This window comes from Sorangium sp. KYC3313 (assembly GCF_052075895.1).
Taxonomy (GTDB): Bacteria; Myxococcota_A; Polyangia; order Polyangiales; family Polyangiaceae; genus Sorangium; species Sorangium cellulosum_B.
In genome coordinates, this window is sequence record NZ_CP197255.1 from 9,920,612 (window position 1) to 9,943,095 (window position 22,484).

Annotated in this window: 18 protein-coding genes; 4 read left to right on the plus strand and 14 right to left on the minus strand. The window is 73.5% G+C overall.

Annotation, left to right across the window (positions count from 1 at the left end; genetic code table 11):
* Positions 1-3 precede the first annotated feature (3 nt).
* Entirely contained in the window at positions 4-951 is a 948-nt protein-coding gene (locus ACSRUE_RS37625) for a hypothetical protein (RefSeq protein ID WP_441287786.1), read from the minus strand.
* A 126-nt stretch (positions 952-1,077) separates the two neighbouring features.
* Between ACSRUE_RS37625 and ACSRUE_RS37630 the strand changes: the two genes are divergently transcribed.
* Both ACSRUE_RS37630 and ACSRUE_RS37635 read left to right on the plus strand, forming a co-directional pair.
* Positions 1,078-1,248 (plus strand): hypothetical protein, encoded by a 171-nt coding sequence (locus tag ACSRUE_RS37630; RefSeq protein WP_441287787.1) that lies wholly within the window; start codon positions 1,078-1,080, stop codon positions 1,246-1,248.
* Between the two features lie 214 nt (positions 1,249-1,462).
* Entirely contained in the window at positions 1,463-1,846 is a 384-nt protein-coding gene (locus ACSRUE_RS37635) for a Uma2 family endonuclease (protein WP_441287788.1), read from the plus strand.
* 42 nt (positions 1,847-1,888) lie between these two features.
* Here ACSRUE_RS37635 and ACSRUE_RS37640 read toward each other — a convergent pair whose 3' ends face one another.
* The 11 genes from ACSRUE_RS37640 to ACSRUE_RS37690 all read right to left on the minus strand — a co-directional run bounded on the left by ACSRUE_RS37640 (position 1,889) and on the right by ACSRUE_RS37690 (position 16,661).
* Positions 1,889-2,467: a Uma2 family endonuclease gene (locus ACSRUE_RS37640; RefSeq protein WP_438042925.1), complete on the minus strand. Its 579-nt coding sequence runs from the start codon at positions 2,465-2,467 to the stop codon at positions 1,889-1,891.
* A 173-nt stretch (positions 2,468-2,640) separates the two neighbouring features.
* On the minus strand, positions 2,641-4,389 hold the full coding sequence (locus ACSRUE_RS37645; RefSeq protein WP_441287789.1) for a cytochrome c/ABC transporter substrate-binding protein: 1,749 nt from the start codon (positions 4,387-4,389) through the stop codon (positions 2,641-2,643).
* Positions 4,382-5,098 carry an SCO family protein gene (locus ACSRUE_RS37650; RefSeq protein ID WP_441287790.1) on the minus strand — a complete coding sequence of 239 codons (717 nt, stop codon included), beginning with the start codon at positions 5,096-5,098 and terminating at the stop codon, positions 4,382-4,384. Before ACSRUE_RS37650 ends, ACSRUE_RS37645 begins: the two co-directional genes overlap by 8 nt.
* 8 nt (positions 5,099-5,106) lie before the next feature.
* On the minus strand, positions 5,107-5,724 hold the full coding sequence (locus tag ACSRUE_RS37655; RefSeq protein ID WP_441287791.1) for an SCO family protein: 618 nt from the start codon (positions 5,722-5,724) through the stop codon (positions 5,107-5,109).
* Positions 5,721-7,901 carry a YncE family protein gene (locus tag ACSRUE_RS37660; protein WP_441287792.1) on the minus strand — a complete coding sequence of 727 codons (2,181 nt, stop codon included), beginning with the start codon at positions 7,899-7,901 and terminating at the stop codon, positions 5,721-5,723. The genes ACSRUE_RS37655 and ACSRUE_RS37660 overlap by 4 nt, the downstream gene beginning before the upstream one ends.
* 19 nt (positions 7,902-7,920) lie before the next feature.
* Entirely contained in the window at positions 7,921-12,633 is a 4,713-nt protein-coding gene (locus tag ACSRUE_RS37665; protein ID WP_441293173.1) for a copper oxidase, read from the minus strand.
* Between the two features lie 332 nt (positions 12,634-12,965).
* Complete coding sequence (locus tag ACSRUE_RS37670) at positions 12,966-13,424, minus strand: DUF3574 domain-containing protein (protein ID WP_441287793.1); 459 nt, start codon at positions 13,422-13,424, stop codon at positions 12,966-12,968.
* A 133-nt stretch (positions 13,425-13,557) separates the two neighbouring features.
* On the minus strand, positions 13,558-13,929 hold the full coding sequence (locus ACSRUE_RS37675; RefSeq protein WP_437768953.1) for a DMT family transporter: 372 nt from the start codon (positions 13,927-13,929) through the stop codon (positions 13,558-13,560).
* A gap of 190 nt (positions 13,930-14,119) precedes the next feature.
* Entirely contained in the window at positions 14,120-14,506 is a 387-nt protein-coding gene (locus tag ACSRUE_RS37680; RefSeq protein WP_437769869.1) for a nuclear transport factor 2 family protein, read from the minus strand.
* 44 nt (positions 14,507-14,550) lie between these two features.
* On the minus strand, positions 14,551-15,513 hold the full coding sequence (locus tag ACSRUE_RS37685; RefSeq protein WP_441287794.1) for an aldo/keto reductase: 963 nt from the start codon (positions 15,511-15,513) through the stop codon (positions 14,551-14,553).
* A 56-nt stretch (positions 15,514-15,569) separates the two neighbouring features.
* Complete coding sequence (locus ACSRUE_RS37690) at positions 15,570-16,661, minus strand: type III polyketide synthase (RefSeq protein WP_441287795.1); 1,092 nt, start codon at positions 16,659-16,661, stop codon at positions 15,570-15,572.
* A gap of 754 nt (positions 16,662-17,415) precedes the next feature.
* On the opposite strand from ACSRUE_RS37690, the gene ACSRUE_RS37695 reads away from it, so the two are divergent.
* Entirely contained in the window at positions 17,416-18,027 is a 612-nt protein-coding gene (locus tag ACSRUE_RS37695) for a hypothetical protein (RefSeq protein ID WP_441287796.1), read from the plus strand.
* Positions 18,028-18,255: 228 nt separating this feature from the next.
* The gene (locus ACSRUE_RS37700; RefSeq protein WP_441287797.1) at positions 18,256-19,245 is read left to right on the plus strand and encodes an OmpA/MotB family protein; all 990 of its coding nucleotides are present in this window, start codon (positions 18,256-18,258) and stop codon (positions 19,243-19,245) included.
* Positions 19,246-19,290: 45 nt separating this feature from the next.
* Here ACSRUE_RS37700 and ACSRUE_RS37705 read toward each other — a convergent pair whose 3' ends face one another.
* A complete protein-coding gene (locus ACSRUE_RS37705; RefSeq protein ID WP_441287798.1) occupies positions 19,291-21,906 on the minus strand; it encodes a VIT and vWA domain-containing protein in 2,616 nt (871 codons plus the stop codon).
* A complete protein-coding gene (locus ACSRUE_RS37710; RefSeq protein ID WP_441287799.1) occupies positions 21,903-22,415 on the minus strand; it encodes a helix-turn-helix domain-containing protein in 513 nt (170 codons plus the stop codon). The genes ACSRUE_RS37705 and ACSRUE_RS37710 overlap by 4 nt, the downstream gene beginning before the upstream one ends.
* Positions 22,416-22,484 lie beyond the last annotated feature (69 nt).

Below are 22,484 nucleotides of genomic sequence, written 5' to 3' on the forward strand. Positions count from 1 at the left end.
GAATCAGCGCAGGCGCAGCTGCACCCCCAGCATCCCCGTGACGCCGCCCTTCGGCAGCGCCGCCTCGGGCTTCGGGCGGACGCGGAGGTCGGTCTGATGGATCCGCACGAACGCCTCGGCGCTCCCGAGGAGGGCCACGCTGCCCTCGGCCGGCCATACGAGGTCGATCGCCGTGCGCGTCCCGATGGCCCACCCGTGCCCTGTCTCTTCGGGCTTCTTCGGGTCGCCCGGGGAGGCGATCACCCAGTCGGCGGCGGCCTCGATCCTCGCCCGGACGAGCGCGTCGAGCGGCACGATGGGCGCGGCGAGGCCGCCGCCGCCCCCGAGCGCGAGCCACTGGACGGACAGCCCCGGGGCCGGCTCGCGCAGGGCCGTGGCATAGGACGCCTGGAGGGTCCCGAAGAACCCCGAGCGCCGGTCGAGCGCCGTGGCCATGACCCAGGCGCCGGCGCGGGCGGGGCCCGCAGCGCCGGCGGGGCCGCGATCGAGCCCGTTGCCGACGAGCCCGCCGGCGGCGAGGAACCAGCCCAGCGGGCGCGGCGGCGGCGAGGCGGCCGCCGGCTCGACGCCGGCCGCCGCCGCGCCGGTCGCGCCGGTCGGTTCGGGCGGCGCCGGGGCGCCGGCGCGCTCCGACGAAAGGGCCGCGACCAGCAGCCCCGCGGTGCGGTAGCGGTCGGGCAGCGGATCCTCCTCGCGGAACTCGATCTCGCGCGACGAGAGCGTGCCTTCCGGGGCGCCGACGGAGGCGACGTCGACCCGCAGGCGGCGGTAGTCCGGGCCGTCCAGCCAGACGACGGCGAGCGCCCGGACGGGAGTCCCGGCGCGCTTCGGGTCGCCGAGCGCGCACCCGCCGCCGCCGGCGGCGCGGGAGCACGCCTCGATGAGGAGCGCCGGGAGCTCGCCATGCACGGCAGGGCCCGACGCGATGTCGACGACGATCGGGGCCGGCACGAGAATCTACCCGGGACCGACGCTACCGAGCGGGAGGGGCGAAGGCAAGCCGGCTCCGGCCGCCGCCGGGGTGACCGACCCCACGTCGAGGCGCAGGTCGAAGACGACCCGGCGATCGCCGCGGGTTTGCTCGAGCGCAGCCAGGCCGCGATCGAGGAGCGGAAGCGCGACGTCCGAACCGATGCGCGCCGGGCCGACCGCGCGGCATCCCAACCGGCGGAGCGCCTCGTCGTCGTCGCCGACGACGAGCTCAGCCCCGAATTTTCCTTCGAGGCCTGGGCGGTGCGTGCGTCGTGACGCCGTTTCTCGGCTCTCTCGCGGGCCGCTCCGTCCAGGCGCAAGCGGATGAGCCAGGCCGATCGAGACAAGCTCGAAGCGTGGAAGGCGCTGCTCCACGACACCGGGCGCGTCATCGGCTCGGCGCAGTGCACGACTCGGCAGCCGCCAGCGCTATCCTGCGGGCATGTCCGGAGCCGCTTCCGCCCGTCGCCCCGCCACCGCGGACGATCTGTTGGCCATCCCCGAGCGCGAGCGTTTCCACGAGGTCATCGGTGGCGAGCTCGTTCGCAAGGCCATGCCGAGCGGCCCGCACGGGCGCGCTCAGCTCCGGATCGGGAGCCGGATCAGCGGACCCTATGACCGGCAGCCCGGCGGCCGCTGGCCCGGAGGCTTATGGTTCGCGACCGAGGTCGAGGTCGAGCTGGAAACCCATGAGGTCTACCGTCCCGATGTGACGGGGTGGCTGCGCGAGCGCTTGCCGGAGCTGCCTCGGGAGGTGCCCATCCAGGTACGGCCGGACTGGGTATGTGAGGTGCTATCGCCGTCGAACAGCCGCAACCATCTGTTCAAGAAGCTCCGAACCTACCAGCGCTGCAAGGTGCCCTACTACCGATAGGCCGGCCTCGTGGCGAATACGGGCGCGCGGCCTCCGCCCACGTCAGTCGCCGGCGAGCTCGAACGCGCCTTCGTACACCGCGTCGATCGAGATGGTAGCGCCGTTCGCCAGCGTCAGCGTGTCGCCGGCCTCCAGCACCCGGTAGCGCCAGGAGCCATCCGCCTCGCGACGATAGTGCTCGACCCGCGCAGACGTCTGCGAAACGAGCACGTAGTCCGTCAGCGAGGCGAGGCGCTGGTACGCCGCCCACTTCTTGCCGCGGTCGTAGGGCTCGGTGCTCTGCGAGAGGACCTCGACAAGGATGCACGGGTTCGTGAGGACATCGCTCGTGCCAGGTTCCGTGTCCATGGGGCCGCACACCACGACCGAGTCCGCATAGACGTAGCGCTGCCCTTGCTCGGCCGAGATCCGCTGATCGGACGTCAGCACGTGGCACCCCTTGCCGCGAACGGCCGCTCGAAGCTCCGCGATCATGGCGCCTGACAGCAAGTTATGCCGAGGGCTGCCACCCGCCATCGCGAACACCTCGCCGAGATGGTACTCGTGCTTCGCAGGCTGGCTCCGCTCCCACGCCAGGTACTCCGCGGCGCTCATGTTCCGCATCGTGGCGGGATCACCCATGGCGCCGAGCCTAGCGCGACCCCGCATGGGGAACCAGCCCGGGGAGGCTCGCATCATCCTGGGTCGCTGAGCTCATCGGCTCGGGCGAGGACGCGCGCGCGATGGCTGCACTCGCCCTGGTCACGAGAGCACGGTGCGTCGGCAGGGAGGACCGATGTCGGGATGGCCCCGCCCTACGGGACCACCTCGATCCACTCCGACGCTCGCACGGCGGTGTCGGACGTCGGATCCATCCAGAGAAGGCTCGCTCCGAGGACACCGGTCCGGCGGTTCCGGGCGAAGGTCACGGGCGGGGCCGGGCCCGCGTCGAAGTCGCGCAGCCGCTCGAGCGCCGCGATCAGCCCCTCCCGCGTCGCGTGGGCGCCGGCGCGCTTCAGCGCCTCGATCGCGATCTGCGCCGCGACGTAGGCGCTCGCCTGGATCCCGAGCGGCCCCGGCGCCACGCCGGCCCGGCGCAGGAAGGCCCGCAGCGCTTCCTCCGAGGCCCGCTCCCGCTCGCCCAGGGAGCCCGGGTACAGGAACAGCACGCGGCCGGCGAGGTCGCGGGACAGCGCCCCGGCGTGGCCGGCGATCGATCCCGCCGAGGCGTAGATCGGCACGGCCGATCCGGCGGCGTCCAGCGCGGCCCGAGCGCTCGCGAGCTCCGCGCCGGGGCCCCAGAAGAGCACCGCCTTCGCTCCATGCGCACGCGCCGCATCGGCGACGTCGCGCGGCGAGAGGCGGCCTGGCTCGAAGGGCAGCGTCGAGAGCTGCGGGAGCTCGCGGTGGGCGGCCTCCTCGCGCGCGCCCGACGCCCAGGCCTCGCCAGCGCGGTCGCGCGTGTGCACGACCAGCGCGGCCGCAGCCGCGTTCGCCGGAGCACCGGCGAGGTGCTTGACCGCCACGCGGGCCAGCACGTCCGGCCCCGGCAGCACCTGGAACACCATGTCGTCGGCCCCTGCCGCGACATCCCGCGCGCGGCCAGGGGCGCCGCCGGCCAACCCGGGTGCGCCTGCCCCGCCAGCCCCGCTGGCCAACCCGGGTGCGCCCGCCAGCGCCAAGGGCCCCACGAGCGGCGCCCGCTCCTCCGAGAGGCGCGCCCGCAGCGCCGGATCCCCGTCGAAGGCGCTCCCCACCAGCGCCAGCACGCCCCGGTCCAGGAGGCGCGCCGTCGCCCCGGCCTCGCCCGCCGGCCCGGAGCTGTCCTCCACGCGCAGCTCGAGCCTCCGCCGGTAGAGGCCGCCTCGCGCGTTCACCTCGGCGAACGCCGCCGTCAGCACGTCGCGCGCGGCCGCGCCCACCGGCGCCTCCGGCCCGGTCAGCGGCAGCGCGGCGCCCAGCGCCACCGAGCCCATCGTGACGCCCGGGTCCAGATCCCGGCCGACACAACCCAGATAGTCAACGAGATCCGATAGATCCGCGTCCGCCAGGCGGTACCGCGGCATCACCGGGCTCAGCCGCTGCCCCGCGGGCCCCCGCCCCTCGCGGATCGCCGTCACCAGGGCGGCGGCGGTCATCGCCCCCTCGCCTGTCCCCCTGCCCTGCCCTGCTCCCCCACCCCGCTCGCCGCTGGCCGCCAGGCGCCGCTCCGCCGCGAGCGGCGGTGCCGTGACGCCCCCCTCGGTCGTCCCCTCCCCGCTGGGGCCGTGGCAGCCCGCGCAGGCGGCCTCACGGCCGGAGAGCGCCGCGGCGCCGCCGGCGATCGCGCCCTCGACGGCCCGGCCGTCCTCGGTCGCGCCGCGCTGGTAGATGCGCTTGCCGCGCCGGGCGGCCGGCGAGAGCTCCTCGCACGACGCCGCCTCGCCCGCCGCAGGCGCGTGCGCCCGGGGCGCATGCTCGTCGCGACCGAGCGCCCACGCCGCGAACGCGCAGATCCCCACCGGCACCGCGGCCAGGAGGCCGAGCCGCGCCATGCCAAGGCGACGGGCCCTCGGCCTAGCCACCACCCACGCTCCGCGCCGCTGCCCCGCGCGGCGGAAGGAACGCCCGGACCTCGTCCGCGAGGCGCCCCGGCGGCGCGATGCCCTCGACCCGCGTCCAGCGGCCCTCCGCCTCGCGCCCGATGAGCGTGATCGGCGTGTGCCGCTCCTTGATCGGCGCGCGCCCCCCGAGCGCGTCCAGCACGCGGTTCACGCGCTCGCGCCGCCCCGTCAGGAACGACCAGCCCTTCCGCCGGCCGAACTTCTCGGCGTACGCGTTCAGCCGCTCCGGCGTGTCCATCGCGGGGTCCAGCGAGATCGAGACGAGCCGCACGTCCCGGTCCAGCGCGTCGCCGAGCTGGGTCTGGAGCCGGCCGAAGATGGCCGTCATCGGCGAGCAGATCGTCGTGCAGGTCGTGAAGATGAAATTGACGGCGAGCACCCGGTCCTTCGCGAGCTCGCGCAGGCGGACGGGCCGGCCGTCCTGATCCACGAGCTCCTCGTCCAGGACCTCGACGCCCGTCGCCGGCGAGGCGCGCACCTCCGCCGCGCCGTCCGGGGAGAGCCCAGGCGCCCCCGCGGCGGCGGCGGCGTCCGGAGGGAGCCCAGGCGGCCCCGCGGGAGCGGGGGCGGCGTGCTCGCCGGGAGGCGCGCCCCCGCGGCCGCACGAGGCCGCGGCGAGCGCGCCGGCCAGGACCAGCGCTTTCGATGCACCGAGCGACAGGAAACGCATTGTAGGCCTCACCGTGGGTCGTTGAGGTGCTGGACGGCGCGCGCGAGCGCCTCGGGCGCCTCGGTGGCGAACGCCTTCAGCCACATGCCGGTCGACGTGTCGCCGACGAGCAGCGTCATCGTGTGCTCGTCGGGGCGCTTCACCTGGCCGCCGAGGCGCTTCAGCACCGTGGCGACGTTCTCGGGCGTGCCGGTCAGGAAGTACCAGCCCTCGCCCGCCTTGAACTTCGCGGCGTACTCCTTCAGCGCGGCCGGCGTGTCGTTCTCCGGGTCGACCGTGATCGTCAGCATCGTCACCGCCTGCCCGCGCGCCCGCAGCAGCGCCTGCACGCGCGCGAGGTTCGCCGTCATCGTGGGGCAGACGCCCTTGCACGAGGTGAAGGCGAAGTTGATGAGCACCTTCCGGCCCCGCAGCAGCCCGTCGTAGAAGCGGTGCGCGCGGCCGTGCTGGTCGACGAGCTCGGTGTTGGTGAAGTACCGCGCTGCGGCGGCGTCGTCCTCCCGGGAGACGCCGCCGATCTTCATCCGCTCCACGCGCGGCGCCTTGCCCTCCGCGGGCGTGAAGCGCGCTGCCGAGGAGATCGCGAGCGCGAGGGCCGCCGCGGCGAGCGCCGCCCCGGGCCTCATCGCGCACCTCCGCCCTGCGCGCCGGCGCCGCGCGCGGAGACCCGCAGCGGGACGGACGGGAGCGCGCCGACAGGCGCCCCGCGCCCCGGGACGGCGGCGAGGAAGCGGTACTGGCCCGGCACGGGCGGCGTGAACGCGACGGAGAACGTGCCGTCCCCCTCGGCCCGCGGCGCGCCGCGGAAGCGGTACCCGGTCGGGAACCGGACGACCATCACCTCGATGTCCTCAGCGTCGAGCGGAGGGCCCCCTTCGCCGGCGGTCGCGCGGAAGCGCAGCGTCGCGGGCTCGCCCGCCGCGAGCCGCAGATCGGGCTCGAAGAGCGGCGCGATCGCGATGTCCTTCACGGGATCGTCCCCGCAGCCGGACGCGTCGGCCTCGCCGTCGCCCGGGGCGCAGCGCGCGGGCGCCACGGTCGCCTCGAGGCACACCCCCGTCCGCGGGCGGTCGAGGAGGAGCTCGACGTCGTAGAGCCCCCCCTCGCCGAGCCGCACCGTGGTCGCGTACACGCCCGGACGCACCTCCTTGAGCGACCTGTCCTCGACGAGGATCGATCGCGGCTCGCGGCCGTAGCTCGGCAAGGTGCCGATCGGGGCCATCATGCCCTCCACGTAGACGTAGAGCGCTTTGTCGGCCGGGCTCGCGACGAGGGCGCCGTTGCCCTCGGGCAGGGGCGCGATGGGCGTGGCGAGCGCGGCCGGCCCTGGCGGCGCCGCGGCGGCGAGAGGCGGGCCCTGGCCGACCGCGATGTCGACGAGCGGCGGGGCCGCGGGGCCGCCGAGGGCCGCCCGGTCGACGAGCGAGACCCGCGCGGCGCCCCGGTTGCGGATGTAGGCGAAGGCCCCGGTGAAGGTGACCGCGTCCGGCGCGGCCAGCCCGGTGAGCGTGTGCGCCACCGCGCCCGTCGCGCCGTCGAGGACGGCGACCTCGTTCGCGGCCGGGTTCAGCGCGAACGAGAACCGCCCGCGCGGGTCGAACTGGAGCGCGCCGAGCCCGGGCTTCAGGGCGACGCGCCCGGCGACGGCGCGCCGCGCGGCATCGAGGACGACGACCTCGCCGCGCGCGGCGTTCGCCGCGTGGACCACGCCCGCTTCATCGCTCGCCGCGATGGAGACGACCCCCTCGCCCACCGCGATCTCGCCGAGCGGCTCGAGCGTCTCGCCGTCCACCACGGCCACCGACTCGCCCTGCTGGCTCGTGATCCACGCGGCGCGGCCGCCGCCGGTGAAGGCGATCTCGTGGTGGCCCGGGCCTACCGGGAGCGTCCTTAGGACGTCCGTCGAGCGGGCGTCGATCACGCTCACCGTCCCGTCGCCGTCGTTGCCCACCCAGACCGTGCGCCCGTCGGGGGCGACAACGACGCGCGACGGATCCTGGCCGACGGGGACGTTCGTGCGGACGAGCCCCCGCCGCGTGTCGACAACGGCGAGGCCCTGCCCGCCCCGGAGCGTGACGTAGAGGCTCTCCCGGTCGGGGTGCAGGACGAACGAGACGCCGCGGCCCGCGAGGCTGACCACGCTCCGGAGCTGCGTCCTGGCGAGGGCGACCTGCGGGTTGATGGCCGAGAGGGTGTTGTCCTGGTTCAGCGTCCAGAGGAGGTAGGCGTTCATGTCGACCTCGGGGCGCACGGACAGGAGGCCCGCCATGAAGCTCTTGATCTTCCCCCGGCACGCCGCCTCGTCCGGCGCGGCGTCGACCGCGCCGCTGGCGAGGCTCGCCGCGGGCGCGCCGCCGGAGAAGCTCGCCGCGGCGGCGCCGTCCGCCCCGGCGCGGCGCGACATCCAGCCGAGCGGCGTGAGGCCACGGACCGGCGCGCCCGTGGACGCGTCGGTGATGGTGAACTCGGCCACGACGTCGGAGCCCGCCGCCGCCGCAGCCCGCGCCGCCCCGGGGCCGGTCCCCCCGCCCTGCTGGCCGCGATCCAGCGGCCGCAGGGCGAACGCGATGGTGAGCCCATCGCGCTCGACCCGGCTCTCCTGCAGGGGAGCCGCCGGCTCCTCGGGCTGCGCCGGCGGCGCGAGCTGCGCCGGCTGCGCCGGCCGCTCGGCCCCCGGGTCCTCCGGGGCGGGGAGTGCCTCTCTCCGGCCGCAGCCGAGCGCCGTCGAGGCGCTGAGCCACGCCAGCGAGAGCCAGAGTCCGCGCGCGCCCACCGAGGCGCCATCCATCGAGATCCGTCGCATCACAGGCCCCTCCTCCCGCTCACGGCGTGACCCGCCAGATGCCCCAGAGTCCGCCGGTGAGCATGGCGTTCGACTGGTCCATGTAGAGGCGATCGCCGGGGACCTCGAACATGCCGCCCGACCTGAAGTAGGGAGTCACCGTCCACGCGGTCATGGGGCCGATGCCGCCGTGCGCGCTCACGGCGAAGCTCTTGCTGTTCCGGCCCTGGTACCGGGATCCCGAGCCCTCCGCCCACGGGTTGTACGCCCACTCCGTGTTCGAGAGCCCGAACGAGTGCTGGCGCCGGTGCCCCGAGGCCTGCAGCACGCGGAAGCGCACGCGGTCATAGCGCCCCGCCGTGAAGACGGGCGTCGCCGGATCGCCGCGCCCCGCCGAGCTGAAGACGCCGCTGACGTCGAGGCCCGGGCGGGTGCCGAGAGGCGCGTCCGGCCCCACGCCGAGCCGCGCCCAGATGGGCTCGGCGCGGTAGTTGAACGCCTTGTGGCCGGTGAAGTCGGGATCGGGAGGGCCAGCGACGTTCGCGAGGGTGGCGCCGCAGCCCAGGGCCGGGTTGAGGCAGCGGAAAGCCTCCTGATCCGACTGCAAGGGCACCTCGTCCTGGTAGAGGAGCACGAACTCGCGGAACCAGATCTCGGAGCCGTTCTCGTCCCGGTACTTCACCTGAGCGGCCGCGCGCGAGTCCCGGCTCGGGTACCAGACGGCGCCCTCCGGCTCGACGATCAGCGCGCCGATCCCACCATGCATCGGGTGGTTCACCACGTCCGCCATGTCCTTGAGGTTCACGGGCCCGAGCTCGACGGGCTGCCAGCGGACGTCGCCCCGCGCCGTCACGGAGATGTCGCCGGCATACCAGGTGTACGTCCGCTGCTCCCCGCGCTCGACCGTCTGATCGGGGTTCTGACCCACGTTCGCGCCGTCGCTCGCCGTCACGTCATATCCCACGAGCTGCGCGTGCAGCGAGACGCGGTTCGACGGCTTCACCTGGTTGACGTTGAACCCGTCGACGATGGGAGCGTTGTAGTTCCAGTGAGGCGACTTCGGCAGCTCCTCGGGCAGGTCGTTGACGAGCGTGACCTCGACGCACTCGCCGGCCGCCGCGCGCAGGACGAGCGGCTCGGGCGGGCGCGCGCCCGAGCGCAGGGCGGCCAGATCCTCCTCGAGCACGAACAGGATGGCGTTGGGATCGTTGAGCCCGTACGTCGGGTTGTACGTGAGGCGATCGCCCGGCAGGTTGCCCTGCGCGGTGATCGCGTGGACGACATACGCCCTCTTCGGCGCCTCGGGCGGGCACACCTCGACCTCCCGGCGCCTGCCCCTCGGCAGCGACGCGCCCGAGAGCGGCAGGAGATCCGTCTGCAGCTCGCCGTGGACGCGCAGGATGCCCCACCGCCCCTCCCAGAGATCGTCCGTCGGCGCGCCCGCGTAGAGGTAGTCCGCGCCGCCGGCCGCGTTCTTCCGGAAGAGGGGCGCCGCGTCGAGCGCGAGGTCGGCCTGCTCCGAGACGCCGATGGCCTGCCCGTTGGCGTAGCCGCTGTCGGGATCGGTCGGCTCGTTCAGCCACTTCTTCCCGTGCACGGTGAACACGTGCTGCTCCGCCTGGGCGCCCTGGGTGAGGCGGATCAGCGTGCGATCGCCCTCGTACGCGCGGAGCAGCGGCGTCGCGGGATCGCCGTGGACGCGCGAGCTGAAGACGTTGTGCATGGCGCCGGCGTCGCCGCTCTTCTGGACGACCGCGCGCGTGCTGCAGTTGCGCTCGGCGATCCGGAGCGGGATCGGCTCGTTCCTGTAATTGATGAGCCCGACGCCCGAGTCACGCCACGAGATCGCGTCGGGGGTGGAGGGCCCATGGGTGATGGCCACCGGCAGCGGCGCCGGCGCCTGCGACGACGGGTTCACCGGCCGGCCGCACTCGTCGTAGACGGGGCCGTAATCGGCGATGCTCAGGTTGAACTCGCGGAACGGGCTCCGGTGGTCGCCCGGGGGAAACAGGATGTCGGCGCGGTAGCTCGTCGGCCCGCCGTCGCTGCGATCGCCGAAGAGCGCTCCGGTCTCCGGATCGCGCCAGATCGAGCCGGCCGGCTCGACGACGAGGCCGCCGTAGAGCCCGTGCTGCTGGTGCGACGAGGCGGCGAAGTGATCGTGGGTGAAGGCCGTGTTCAGCGCGCGGTCCTGGCCGGCCTCGCTCAGGATCGGATCGGCAAACCAGCGCTGTGTCGTGGTCTGCGCCCCGAGCGACGGGGTGGTCATGCGCGGGTGACGCGTCGGGTCCCCGAGCCGCACGCGCGCCCCGGGCTCGCCGCTCCTGACGCCGGCGGCGAGGGCCCCGCCGGCCGCGTTGGCCGCCTGGATGCGCGCCGCCACCTCCTCCATCGCGAGGGCCCCGTCCTCGTAGTTGAAGCCGTTCGCCCCGCCGTCCGAGGAGGTGACGTCGAACTTCACGAGGTGGATGTGCTGGCCGATGACGTCGGTGGGCGCGGAGGCCTGGAAGTCGTCCTCCGCGAGCACCGCCGGGATGAGGTTCGTCGCGTGGAACACGACGCACTCGCCGGACTGCGCGCGGATGAACAGCGGCTCCGGCGCCCTCGTGCCGTCGAGGGTGGCCTCGACGTCCTTCTCGAGGACGATCATGCGCGCCTGCGCGTCGTGCCAGCCGGCCCGGTTCACCGGGGCGTTGGTCTGGACGTAGGCCGCGCGGTAGGTGCGCACCGGCGCGCCTGGCGGGCACGGGTCCGCGAAGGGGGCGCCCGCGGCCGGCGGCTGGCCGTTCACGAGGAAGAGCGCCGGCTCGCCGGCCGCCGTGAAGGCGGGGTAGCCCTTGACGGGGAAGCCGTAGCGCTCCGGCGCGCGAACGGCGCCCGGGAACGCGCCCGCGTGGAAGTTGGCGGCCGCCACCTCCGACGGGGTGCCGTCCTTCGGCAAGAGCTGCACGTCGGCCTTGGAGAGCTGCACGTCGAAGAAGCCGCGGCCGCCGGCCACCGCGCCCCCCGGCGGGACGTTCGCGATGTAGTGGCGCGGGAGCCCGCCGTCGTGCTCCATGTCGCGGGGCGGCTGCGACGGCCGGTGTCCCGCGACCGCGGCGACGTAGAACGGATAACCCGGAAAGGGGTCGCGCTCCTCGGTCTTCCCGTCGGCCATCCTGACCGACGTCCGCTCGTAGGTCGGCATCGGCGCCAGCGCGACGCCGGGGATCGGCACGACCGCGGGCGTGGGCGTCCCCGCCGCGAGCTCGCCGTCCGGGAGCGAGCGGTCCGGCGTGCCCGCCTCGAAGACGTCGTGTGTGCGCCAGAGCCCCCACATGCCCTGCGCGAAATGGGCATACAGGTGGCAGTGGAAGATGGCGTCTCCCACGGAGAGGTTGCGGTTGCCGCCTCCACCATAGGTGATGTCATACGTGTAGGCGGCCCTCGGGCCGATGGTCTGCGAGTCGATGTACGCGCTCTTCTCGTTGCCCGGCGACCGCAGCCACTGGTGGCCGTGGAGGTGGAAGACGTGCGTCTCGCTGGGCCCGGCGTGGAGGTTCCTGACGCGGACGGGATCCCCGAGGTAACCGTGGGATACGTTCGAGGGGTCGTCCGGGTAGAGCGCCTCCGTCGCGTTGCCGGCGTCGTCCCGATCGATGTTCAGCGCCGGGTCCCCGTTGACCCACGAGCTCAGGAAGAACTCCTCGAACTTGCACTCCTCGCAGCGCTTGCTCGGGCCGATCCTCTGCTTGTTGGCGAAGACGGCGCTGCCCAGGCTGGCGGCGCCGTAGTTGATGCCGAAGCCGGTGCGCACGCCGTTGTAGCGCGGGTCCGCCTGGTACTCCGCGATGGGCTGCACGACGCTCAGGATGTCGTGGAAGAGCACCGTGAACTCGCGGAAATGGCCCATGTTCTCGGAGGCGGGGGAGCCGGCCTCCGTCTCGTCGAAGCCCGCGATGACGGCGTTGATGTCGCCGTGCACGATCTCGCCGGCGTCGTCGATCATCTTCAGGATCGGCCGACCGGACGCGTCGACCGCGTCGTAGTCGATGCGCGGCGTGCCGTCCGGGTTCGAGGGGTTCAGGGAGGCGGCCGAGAGCTCGGCGGCCGTCACCTGCGAGCGGTACGCGACCGCGCCCGGCGGCTCGACGGTGACGGCGCCGTACAGCGTCTGGGAGATCCGCCGCCCCGGCCCGGGCTCCGAGCCGACCATGGCGCCGCCGCTGTGCATGAGGAACGTGCCCTCGCGGCCGGCGAAGAGCTCGTACTTGCGCGTCTCGCCCGGCGCGGCCAGCGAGCTCCCGTTGTTCCCGACGTCGCCCGCGAGCGCGTCGATGTTCCGGATCTGGAGCCCGACCACCTGGATCGAGGCGTCACGCGTCGACGCGGAGGTGCTCGGCAGCGGGCCTGTCGCGGGCGTGAGCCAGTTGGTGAACGAGATGGAGAGCCTGTCGCCGGCATTGACCCGCAGGACGAGGGGCCTCGGGCGCTTGCCCGGCCGCAGCGTCGCGTTGCCAGGACCGATGGGGTTCGACGGATCGACGGCCACCACGTCCCGGCGGAGCGCGTACACCATGCCCCCGGGGTTGAACGCGCCGAGGCGATCGTAGACGAACATCTGATCGATGGCCACGACGTCCGCGAACACCGTCCTTCCAGACGCGGGTGCATGGAAGTCGTAGCGCACCTCATCTTGACTCTCCAGGACGCTCTCCTCCTCCGGAGGAGGCCCTTCGGAGCCCGAGCACCCAACAACAGCCACACTCACCATGGCCCATCCGGACCACCAGCGAAGCCTCATCAGCACGGGGATCTCCTTGCTCCGGGTGGAGCCGAGCAGGAGCGCTCGCGTCGAACGCTTGTCGTATGAACGCCAGGCACGAGTACGCCGACGGATGCGCGCAATGCAATGCGCGGCCATGCGCCGACCGAAGCCTGGCAGTTGTAATAAAACTCTGTCTCCCCGCCCACCACCGGTCAAGAATCTTCGCGATCAGGCGCCCGCCGAGCCGAGAGGACAGGCGGTGTTCCGAACAGACACGCGCGGGACACGCGCTGTCCCCGCGGCGGGCGGAGCGCTGCCTTCAGCAGCGGTTCCAGGTGTCAGAAGCCGACGCAGACGGGCTCGTCGATACGCAGCACGGATTCCTGGTTGAAGCGAACCTTGTATTCCTTGCGGATCGCGTCGATGGCGTCCGAGGCGACCTGGCCGCCGTCGTGGAGGAGCATGATCAGCCGGCTGTCCTCGCGGACGAGCTTCCCCGTCGTCGCGAGGTACTGGCCGTCGACATCGAACTGGGTGAGCCCGTCCTTGAAGCGCGGGGTGACCGCCGTGTCGACGAACTGCTGCCACTCCGCCTGCGTCACGGGGGGCAGCTCGAACCGGTCCAGGCCGAAGAAGAGCTCGGTCCGCGTCATCGGATCGCCGCGCCCGCAGGCGGCGCCGGCCCGGCCGGGCGAGGGGTGCGCGGCGTCCTGGCGGCCGCCGTGGCACCCAGCGGTCGCGAGGGGCGTCGCGAGGAGCACGACGAGCAAGGCACGCGGGAGCGTTCGGCTGCGCATGGCGGCGATCTCCGGGGTGAGGGCGTTCGGGCGCGAGGCGCGCGCCACCGTACCACGGCGCCACGCCGAGGGCGGGCGGACCGGCAGGCCGGTCCGGCGGTCCGACGTCGCGCCGCGGAGGCCGGCCGGAGGCCTAGGTGATGTTGTACGCGAGCAGCGCGATCCCCGCCGCGATCAGGACGATGCCGCCGATCTGAAGCGCCGTCAGCGTCTCGCGCAGGAAGTAGACGGAGAAGACCGAGATGAGCAGAAAGCCACCCGACGACATGATCGGATAGGCGATCGACAGGTTGATGCGCTTGAGCGCCAGGACGTAGAACAGGATGTTCGACGCGAAGAGCACGAGCCCCAGCACGAGGTGGTAGTTCGTGACGAGCGCGAGGCACTTCTCGACGAGGGATAACCCCTCCATCGACGGGACGCGCCGCGACGCCAGCTTCATCAGGATGTTCGCTGTCGCGTTGAAGACGAGGGCGATGATCAGGAAGAGGTAACCTTGAGCCATGACTGACGTGCGGCGAGCGCGCTCCGCGGGGGAGCTCGCCGTGCCCGGGGGGCACCTTCGCGGCGGGCAGCAGTAGCAGATCCGGGAGGATGGCGGGAACGACAAAGGGTGGGGCGAGGCCCTCGCGGCGCGGCCCGGCGCCTCGCCTCGCACCCCCGCGGAGGCCCTCGTGGCGCGGCCCCCCGGCGGCTCAGGCGGGCGGGGCGCCGCTCTCGTCGCCGAGGAAGGCCATCACGGAGGCCACGTCGTACGCGTTCTCCCAGTGCTCCGTGATCAGGCCCCCGCGGAAGCGCCAGACCCCGCAGAACGGCATCGCCAGGCTCGCGCCGCCGAGGTGGGCGCGCAGCACGCCGAACGCGGCGCCGAAGTGATCGTTGGCGAAGATGTGCTGCACGTCCATCAGCAGGGTGCCGCCGGTCATGCGGATCAGCTCGCGCTCGTGGGTGGCGGCGGCCGCCTTGCCGACGACGCGGCCGGCGGCCCTGTCGCGGCAGAGCTCCCGGTGCGCGGTGTGCAGGACCATGTCGTCGGCGACGAACTCCCCGATGCGCGACAGATCGGCGTAGAGGGCGCGCAGCTTCTGGACGTTCGGGTGGGCGGCGCCGGCTTGCTGCTGGGTGCTCACGGCGTCTCCTCCGTGTGGGCGGACCCCGATTCCGACGCCGATGGACGCCACGTCTTCGCGGCGGCGGCGGCGTCCTCGATGGCGGCCAGCTCGCCCTCGTCGAGCTTCATGTCCGCCGCGCGACAGTTCTCTTCCAGGTGCTTGATGGACGAGGTGCCGGGGATGGCGAGGATGGACGGCGACCTGTGCAGCAGCCAGGCAAGGGCCAGCTGGGCGGGCGTCGCGCCGCGCTCCTTGGCGAGCCCGGAGAGGACGCTGCCGGGCTTGGCGAGGTCGCCGTGTCCCATGGGGAACCACGGGATGAACGCCATGCCGTGCTGCTCGGCGTACCGCAGGGCCTTCTCCCCGGAGCGGTCCGCGACGTTGTACAGGTTCTCCACGGCGGCGATCTCGGTGATCTCGCGCGCCTTGGCGAGCTGCTCCACGGTGACCTCGGGCTGCCCGGAGAGGCCGATATGGTGGATCTTGCCCTGCTCCCGGAGCCGCGCGAGCTCGCCGAGCTGATCGGCCAGCGGTACGGCCGGGTCGATGCGGTGGAGCTGATAGAGCTCGATGCGCTCGAGCCCGAGGTTTCGCAGGCTCATCTCCACCTGCTGGCGGAGGTACGCCGGACGCCCGCACGGGACGATGTACGGGCGCCCCTGCACCGTCCAGTCCTCCGGTCCGGAGCGCAGCAGCCCGCCCTTGGTGGTGATCACGAGCCCCGCCGGGTACGGATGGAGGGCGCGGCGGATGATCTGCTCGTTGGTGTCCGGGCCGTAGGCGTCGGCGGTGTCGATGAAGTTGACCCCGAGGTCGACGGCGCGCCGCAGGAGCCGGACGGCCGCGTCCGGGTCGGCCGGCGGCCCCCAGTAGCCCGGGCCGGTCAGGTACATGGCGCCATAGCCCATGCGGCAGACGGGACGGTCGCCGCCGAGCATGAACCTCAGCGACGGAGTCTTGAGCGATGCGTTGGTCATCAGCCTTCCCTTCCTCTTCTCACACGATTTTCATGGCCGGAGCGACAGGGCCGCTGTCACGCGGCGGCGGACGAGCACGCTCCGCCCCCGCTCTGGCCGTGATCGTTCACCCAGGAACCGACGGCCATCTCCGCCGTGATCCCCGGGCCGAACCCCGCGATCACGCCGCGCGCGCCGTCGGGCATCGGCCTGTCCGCGAACAGGCGCCCCAGAGAGTCGAGCACCACCGCGCTCGCGATGTTGCCGTATTCCGTCAGCGTTGCCCTGCTGTACCGGAACGACTCCTGGGGCACCTCCAGGAACCTGCACAGATCGTTGAGGATGCGCGGACCGCCCGCGTGGACGATGTAGAAATCGAGGTTGCCCACGTCCCAGCCGTGGCTCGAGACGAGCCGGCGCATCACGGGGGCGAGGGGCTTCATCGTCCCGGGGACCCGCTTGTCGAGCCGGAAGTGAAACCCGGTGTCCTTGACGGCGTACGAGATCCACTCCTCGGTGTCCGGGATGAGATACGCCTCGTTCCGCTCCAGCCGGATGCCGGTGCCTCCGCTGCCCCGGACGACGACCGCGCCCACCGCGTCCCCGAAGAGGCCGTCGGACAGGAGCGATCCGACGTCATCGTCCGTCGGCTGGTAACAGAGGGAGCAGAACTCGCAGGCCACGATGAGCACGTTGGCCTTCGCGTGCGCAGCGCAGAAGTCGTGCGCGCGGCTGATGGCCGCCGCCCCGGCCGCGCAGCCGAGCTGCGCCATGGGGATCTGCCGCGTGTCGTGGCGGAAGCCCATGGCGTTGATCAGGTAGGCCGTCATCGACGGCATCATGAAGCCGGTGCACGAGACGAAGATGATGGCGTCGATGTCCCGCGCGGTGAGCTCGGCGTTCTCCAGCGCCTGCCGTATCACCGGCGGCACCCGGCGCTTGGCCTCCCGTTCGTAAATTCTATTTCGGATCTCGAAACCAGGGTGAGCGAGCGCCTGCTCCAGAGGCTGCACGATGTGGCGCTTCTGCACACCGGTGCCGTTGATGAGCCGCAGCACGAGCCTCAGCTGCGGGTTTCTCGCGTGCAGCCGCTCCGCCAGCTTCAGCGTGTCTTCCCGCGTGACGATGAACTCCGGAACCGCGACCTCCGGCCTGCACAGTGTGGCCATACTTCCCCCCTACACATGATGAACTCGGAACGTCCGGCGTCGGCCGAGCCGCAGCGAACGGCGCCATGGAGCGGCACACGGAAGCAAGGACGTCGCGTCGACTTACCGCGCCGGCGGCTCTACAAAGCCCGGAATCCTCCGGACGCCCATGGCGCCGCAGCGTCGGGCCGCCAACGATTCCTTCGAGTACCGCAGGGATCACACATCGTCAATGGAAGGTGTGCGATTCCTAACAAGCCGTGTCCAACCAGCGAACATCCGACTCGCCATCCGTGCTCGACGTCGGTTGTTCCTCATCCGCGCACGCGTGCGTCCGGGCTCCCCGGCGGAGCGCAGCGCGGGCGGCGGCGCCCCGCGCCCCGCGCTGCGAGCGCGCCAGACGCACCCGGGTCTGCCCCGGGCAAGCCATCTCTCGCGCTCGCTGCGGACGGCGCCCCCCTGCGGGCGGAGCATTGGCGCGCACGTTCAGAGTTGCAGTCTCGCGGGAGCGCCCCCCCCCGGCGTCGACCGGCGTTTTCCATGTCATGCGCTGAACGCGCGGTCATCGTGCGCCAGCCCCGGTGTGTCGAGTGGCCCAGATCGCTCGCGGCGGCACGAGACCTCGCCAGGCCACGCGAGGATCCCTGAGCAGCGTGGGCGGCGGGGGGCGCCGCGCATCGCCGGCGGCGCGCGCGAACATGGGTGTTCGCGCGCGAACAACCGATGACGTGATGCCCTTCACCGGAGCCCTGCTATCGTGGGGTCAGGGGCCGATGTGGACCGCCTCCACACTCCCCCGGCAGGTGCCATTCCTGCTTTTGCCGTCAACTTCGTCCCGCGACGTAAATCCATCGATGCCTGCCGCGGCGACGAGCGGCGTGAGCTCGCGATGAACAGCGCCTCTCGCGCGGGAACGAAGGACGAAGGCGAGAAAACCGTTAAACGACGACGGGGATCCACCGTGAGCGCGCACAACACGACATCGCTGCATACGGACAGCACGACGAGCACGACGACGCCCGCATCGGCCGAAAACCATGAAAGCCACGCGATCGATAGGCCATCGCTCCGGAGCGCGGCGCCTCCGGAGCGCGAGCCGACGCTGCGCCGGACGCCCGAGGACGGCCAGGGGCGAGGCGCCGACACCCGGATGACCGCGAGCCTCTTCTCGACGTCGACATCGAAGACGCCGGGAGAGATCGACTCGGCCATGAAGATCCTGGCCAAGTCGGTCGCGCGGGAGCTGAGCAAGCATGGATATGGCCCTCGGGAGGCGATCGTCCTCTCGACGGAGCTCGTGCGGCTCATCTCTGCCGAGCTCGAGCACCGCAGGAAAATGCACCAGGCCCCGCCGCCGAGCGGCGCCGGCCACGAGCGCCTGTCGTAGGCGGGCCCACCCGCATCGCGAGCGAGCGCGGGACCGCGCGCGGGCGGATCGATCCCGGAGCGGGTCGATCCCTCGGCCCGGTCCCCTGCCGAGGTCTCCGAGGCCGGGGCGCGCCCCGGCCCGCCCGCGCCTTGTGGGATCACGGGCGCTCGGATAGGCTCCCGCCCGCTCAGCGCTCCGGCGCGAGGAGGATGGATCCGGATGATCCGGCGAGAAGGAGCCTGCCAAGTGCAATTGCCTGTTTCGGGTGTCGCAGAGATGAGCGCGAAGGGGCGCGCCGAGGTCCCCCGTCCCCGCGCTGTCCGGGCCGCTCTCGCCGGGCGCGGCCTGGCCGCGCTGGTCGCGTCTGCGCTCCTCGCCGGGTGCGGCTACACCGAGTTCGAATGGCAAGCTCAGCTCGACCGGTCCGAGCGCCTCCAGCGCGAGCTCGTGGCCAGCCAGGCGCGGGTCCGCCAGCTGGAGGAGCAGGGCCCGCGCGGCGGCGCCGCGGCCGATCCACAGTGGGCGAACGACCCGATCTCGGGCCTCGACGTCGGGCTGGGCGCGACGCCGCCGCGCGGCGAGCCGGCCGGGGCCCGCCCGGCGCCAGAGCGCGACAGCGACGTCCTGAGGGCGTTCCTGCCGGTGGCCACCGGAGACGTCACGGTCGCGCCGCGCGACGGCCGCGTGGTCATCTCGATCCCGAGCCGGGTCCTGTTCAAGGGGTACCGCGACGCGCTCTCCCCGGCGGGGGAGAAGGTGCTGAGGGACATCGCCGCGATCATCCGCGGCAACGAGCCGCTCAAGGGCCTCGGCTACCAGGTCGTCGGCCACACGGCGAGCGGCACGCCGGGCGTGGCGTGGCGCAACGGCTGGGACGTGACGGTCGCCCAGGCGCGCGCCGTGCTGCTCTTCCTGGCGCAGCCCAAGGAGGCCGGCGTGCCCCTCGCGCGGCTCAGCCTGGCGAGCTTCGCCGATCTGCCGCCTGCCGACGCGGGCGGCGGCGCCCCGGCGCAACCGCAGGAGCCGCGCGTGGAGATCGTGATCGAGGGGACAGCGCAGCTCCCGGAGGGCCCTGCTCGCCCGGCTGGCGCGGCACCGGCTGCACCGGCCGGCGCGGCCCCGGCTGCACCGGCTGGCGCGGCACCGGCGGCACCGGCTGGTGCAGCCCCGGCTGCACCGGCTGGCGCGGCCCGCCCGGGAGCCGGCGCGAAGGGCGGGGACGATACCTATCCGTGAACGCGGCGCGAGGGCTGCCGCGGCCGTCCGGCCACGGCGAGCCTGTCATGCGCCGTGCAGCGCCTCGACCCTTCGCCTGAGCGCCTCGGCGTCCCCGAGCTCGCCCAGCAGCGCGCGCACCGCCTCGGGCGCGGCGGTCGCCACGGCGTCGCGGACCTGCGCCCGCAGCCGCCGGCCGCCCGCGACGAGGTAGGCCGCCGCGAGCGCCGCGGCCACCTCCCCGTCGGCGCCGCCGCGCTGGAGGAGCGACGCGCCCAGCGCGCAGAGCGCCTCGATCGCCTTGGCGATCTGGGCGCCGTAGACGGGGTGGGCCGAGTCGACGCCCTGGTCATGGCACGCCGCGAGGCACAGGGCAGTGCTGGAGAGCCGGCCGAGGTCGGTCGAGTCGCCGCGCTCCCACAGCCCGGACGCGAGCTGCTCCTCGAAGAGGCGCCCCAGGCCGTCCCCCTGGGACGGGCTCCCCTTGGGCGCGACGCTCGGCGCCGGCGCGGCGGCCGGGGCCGGCGGGGGCACGTGGCGCGGCGACGCGGGGCCGCCCGGCGCGGCGGCGGCCGGGGGCGGGACCCAGCCCGCCGCCCGGTCGGCCGAGCCGCCCGAGGCCGCGGCCCCTGCGCTCGGCTGGAAGAGCTGCTTCGCGCGCGCCAGCAGGCCGCTCGCGGCCGGCGCCGACCTGGGCGGTGCGGCGGGCGCCGCGGGGGCGGGCGCAGCGAGCCTGGACCTCATCACGACGGGGCTGCCCCCCCTCGGGCCACCCCCGCCCCTCGGCATCGCGGCGTACACCGCGGCCGGCGCCGCCGGGCCGCGGTGGCTCGACATCCCCCACCCCGCCGGCGCGCTCACCGGCACGGGCCGCGCCTCGGGTTGCCCGTGGGCGCGCCGGTCGCCCGTCCGCCGCTCGATCACCACGAACGACGCGTGCTTCGACGCCACCCGGTGCCGGACCGCGAGGTCCACGATGCGCTTTCGCATCGCCTCGGCGCGCTTGCCGGACAGCCCGCGCTCCGACTCCTCGAGCTCCCGCACCCGCGCGCCCGCCCACAGCGCCTCGAGGCCGGGCCGCGACGCCTCCGCCGCGAGCTCGACCGGCACCTCGAGGTGGAAGCGCTCCCCGCGCAGGGTCCCGCGCAGCGAGAGCCGCCCCATCCCCGGCTGACCGTAGCGACCGTAGAGCACCCACGGCTCGCCGTCGACGAGCGCCGGGCGCTCGGCCGGCGCGAGCTCGCCGACGTCGACCCCCTCGAAGCGCGCCTCGAGCCCGGTGACCCGGACCGCCGTCGCCCGCGCGAACTGGGCCGTGACCTTCTCGTCGATGCGCTCGCCCGGGTGGATGAACTCCGCTGCGCCCTCCGTCCGGCGCGCGAGATCGCTCACCAGCACGTCGCTCACGTTCGTGCCGATGCCGAACGAGTAGATCCGCACCCCCTTGCCCCGCTGGACGACGCGATCGACGATCTGCGCCTCGTTGCCCACCTGGCCGTCCGTCAGCAGCACGACCACGCGGTCTCGCTCCGCGTCGCCGAGCATGCCCACGGCCGCGAGCAGCGGATTCAGCATCTCCGTCCCGCCGTCCGCGCGGAGGCCCTCGACGAACGCGTCCGCGGCCTTCAGGGTCGCCTGCGTGAACGGGGCGAGCGACGGCTCGAGCGCCCGGAAATCGCTGGAGAACGCGATCACGCCGAGCCGATCCCCCTCGGCGAGGTGGCGGAGGCACAGCCGGAGCGCGCGCTTCGCCTGGTCGAGCGACTCGCCCTGCATCGATCCCGACACGTCGACGACGAACACGACGTCGCGCCGGGAGGGCGCCCGCTTCGCGTGGGCATGCGTGTCGAAGAGGTCCGGCACCACGGTGAGGGCGAAGGTCCCCTCCTGGCCAGGGGCCCTGTCGCACACAACCCCTGCCTGCACGCCCGGCGCGCCCGCCGCGAGCAGCACGATGTCCCGATCGAGCGCGGCCTTGTCGTTCCGGAGCGAGACCCGCTGGCGATACCCCTCTTCGCGGCGCACCGAGAGCGCGTGCGAGGGGCTCTCGATCGCGACGTCGCGCCCGAGGTCGAAGACGATATCCACGGTGATCCCGTAGTCGACCCGCGCGATCCCGGGGGAGATGCGGTCGGCGTCGGGCACGTCGCCCGTGGGCTCCTGGACGCCGTGCGCGGTCCGGTCGCCCCCGGTCGCGCCGGGGATGTAGCGGGGCGCGACGAGGGTCGGGATCATGAGCCGCAGCGCTCCCTCGTCGGCGGTGAGCGCCTGCACGAACGTGACCTCGACGACCGTCTCCTCTCCCGGAAGGAGGTTGCCGACGCTCGCCGTGAACACGTTCCGCCGCTCCTCGTCGAGCAGCGCCGCGCCGTGGCCGGTGGCGATGGCCTCGTCGTAGGCCTGGAACGCCTCTTCGCGCTCCTTGACCTCCCCCTCGAGCCTGCGGCCGGCGCACTCCATGGCGAAGCCGGCGATGCTCGCCTCGCCCGGGAGCGGGAAGGTGTAGATCGCCTCGATCGGCCGGCGCTCCTCGTTCCGGTAGCGCTGCCGCACGACGAGCCGCGCCGCGCCGCCGAGGACCTCGCCCGAGAGGGAGACGCCGAGCAGCGGGACCGGGTGGCCTTCGGAGGTGCGAAGGCACGACATCGGCGACGGGTGCGAAGGATCGTGGGAGGGGTTCATCGCGAGCCTTTCGGGGCAAGGGTTGTGTAACGAGACTCGATATCGAGGGCGATGCGCCGCGAGCGCTCCGGGGCGTCGGTCCGCACGTGGAGCTCCACCCCGTCGGCGATCTCGACCCGCTCCCAGCGCGCGCCGCGCGGCGCGGCGGCGGGCGGGGTCGAGGCGGGCGGCGCGGCGGCCTCCTCCGGGGCGGCGCAGCGCGCCTCCGGAGCGCACGGCGGCGCCCCCGCGGCGATGCGCTCGATCTCGTCGAGGCCCGCGCCCGCGAGGCGCGCCTGGATCTCCTCGAGCGGCAAGTGCGCCTGCTGGAGGACCTTGATGGCGCGGAGCCGCGCCAGGTGCTCTCGCCCGTAGGAGGTGTCCTTCCCGCGGAACTCCGGCGCCGGAAGGAGCCCGCGCTGCACGTAGTACCGCACCGTGCGCGGCGCCACCCCCGCCTCGCCCGCGAGCTCGTCGAGCTTGTACGTCATCACGAGGAGCACCCTGCATCGAGACACTACAACTGTCAAGTATACAGCTTCAGTTCGCCTGCGCCCCTGCACCTTCAGCGGAAAATTGAACAGGGAGACGGGGAGGCG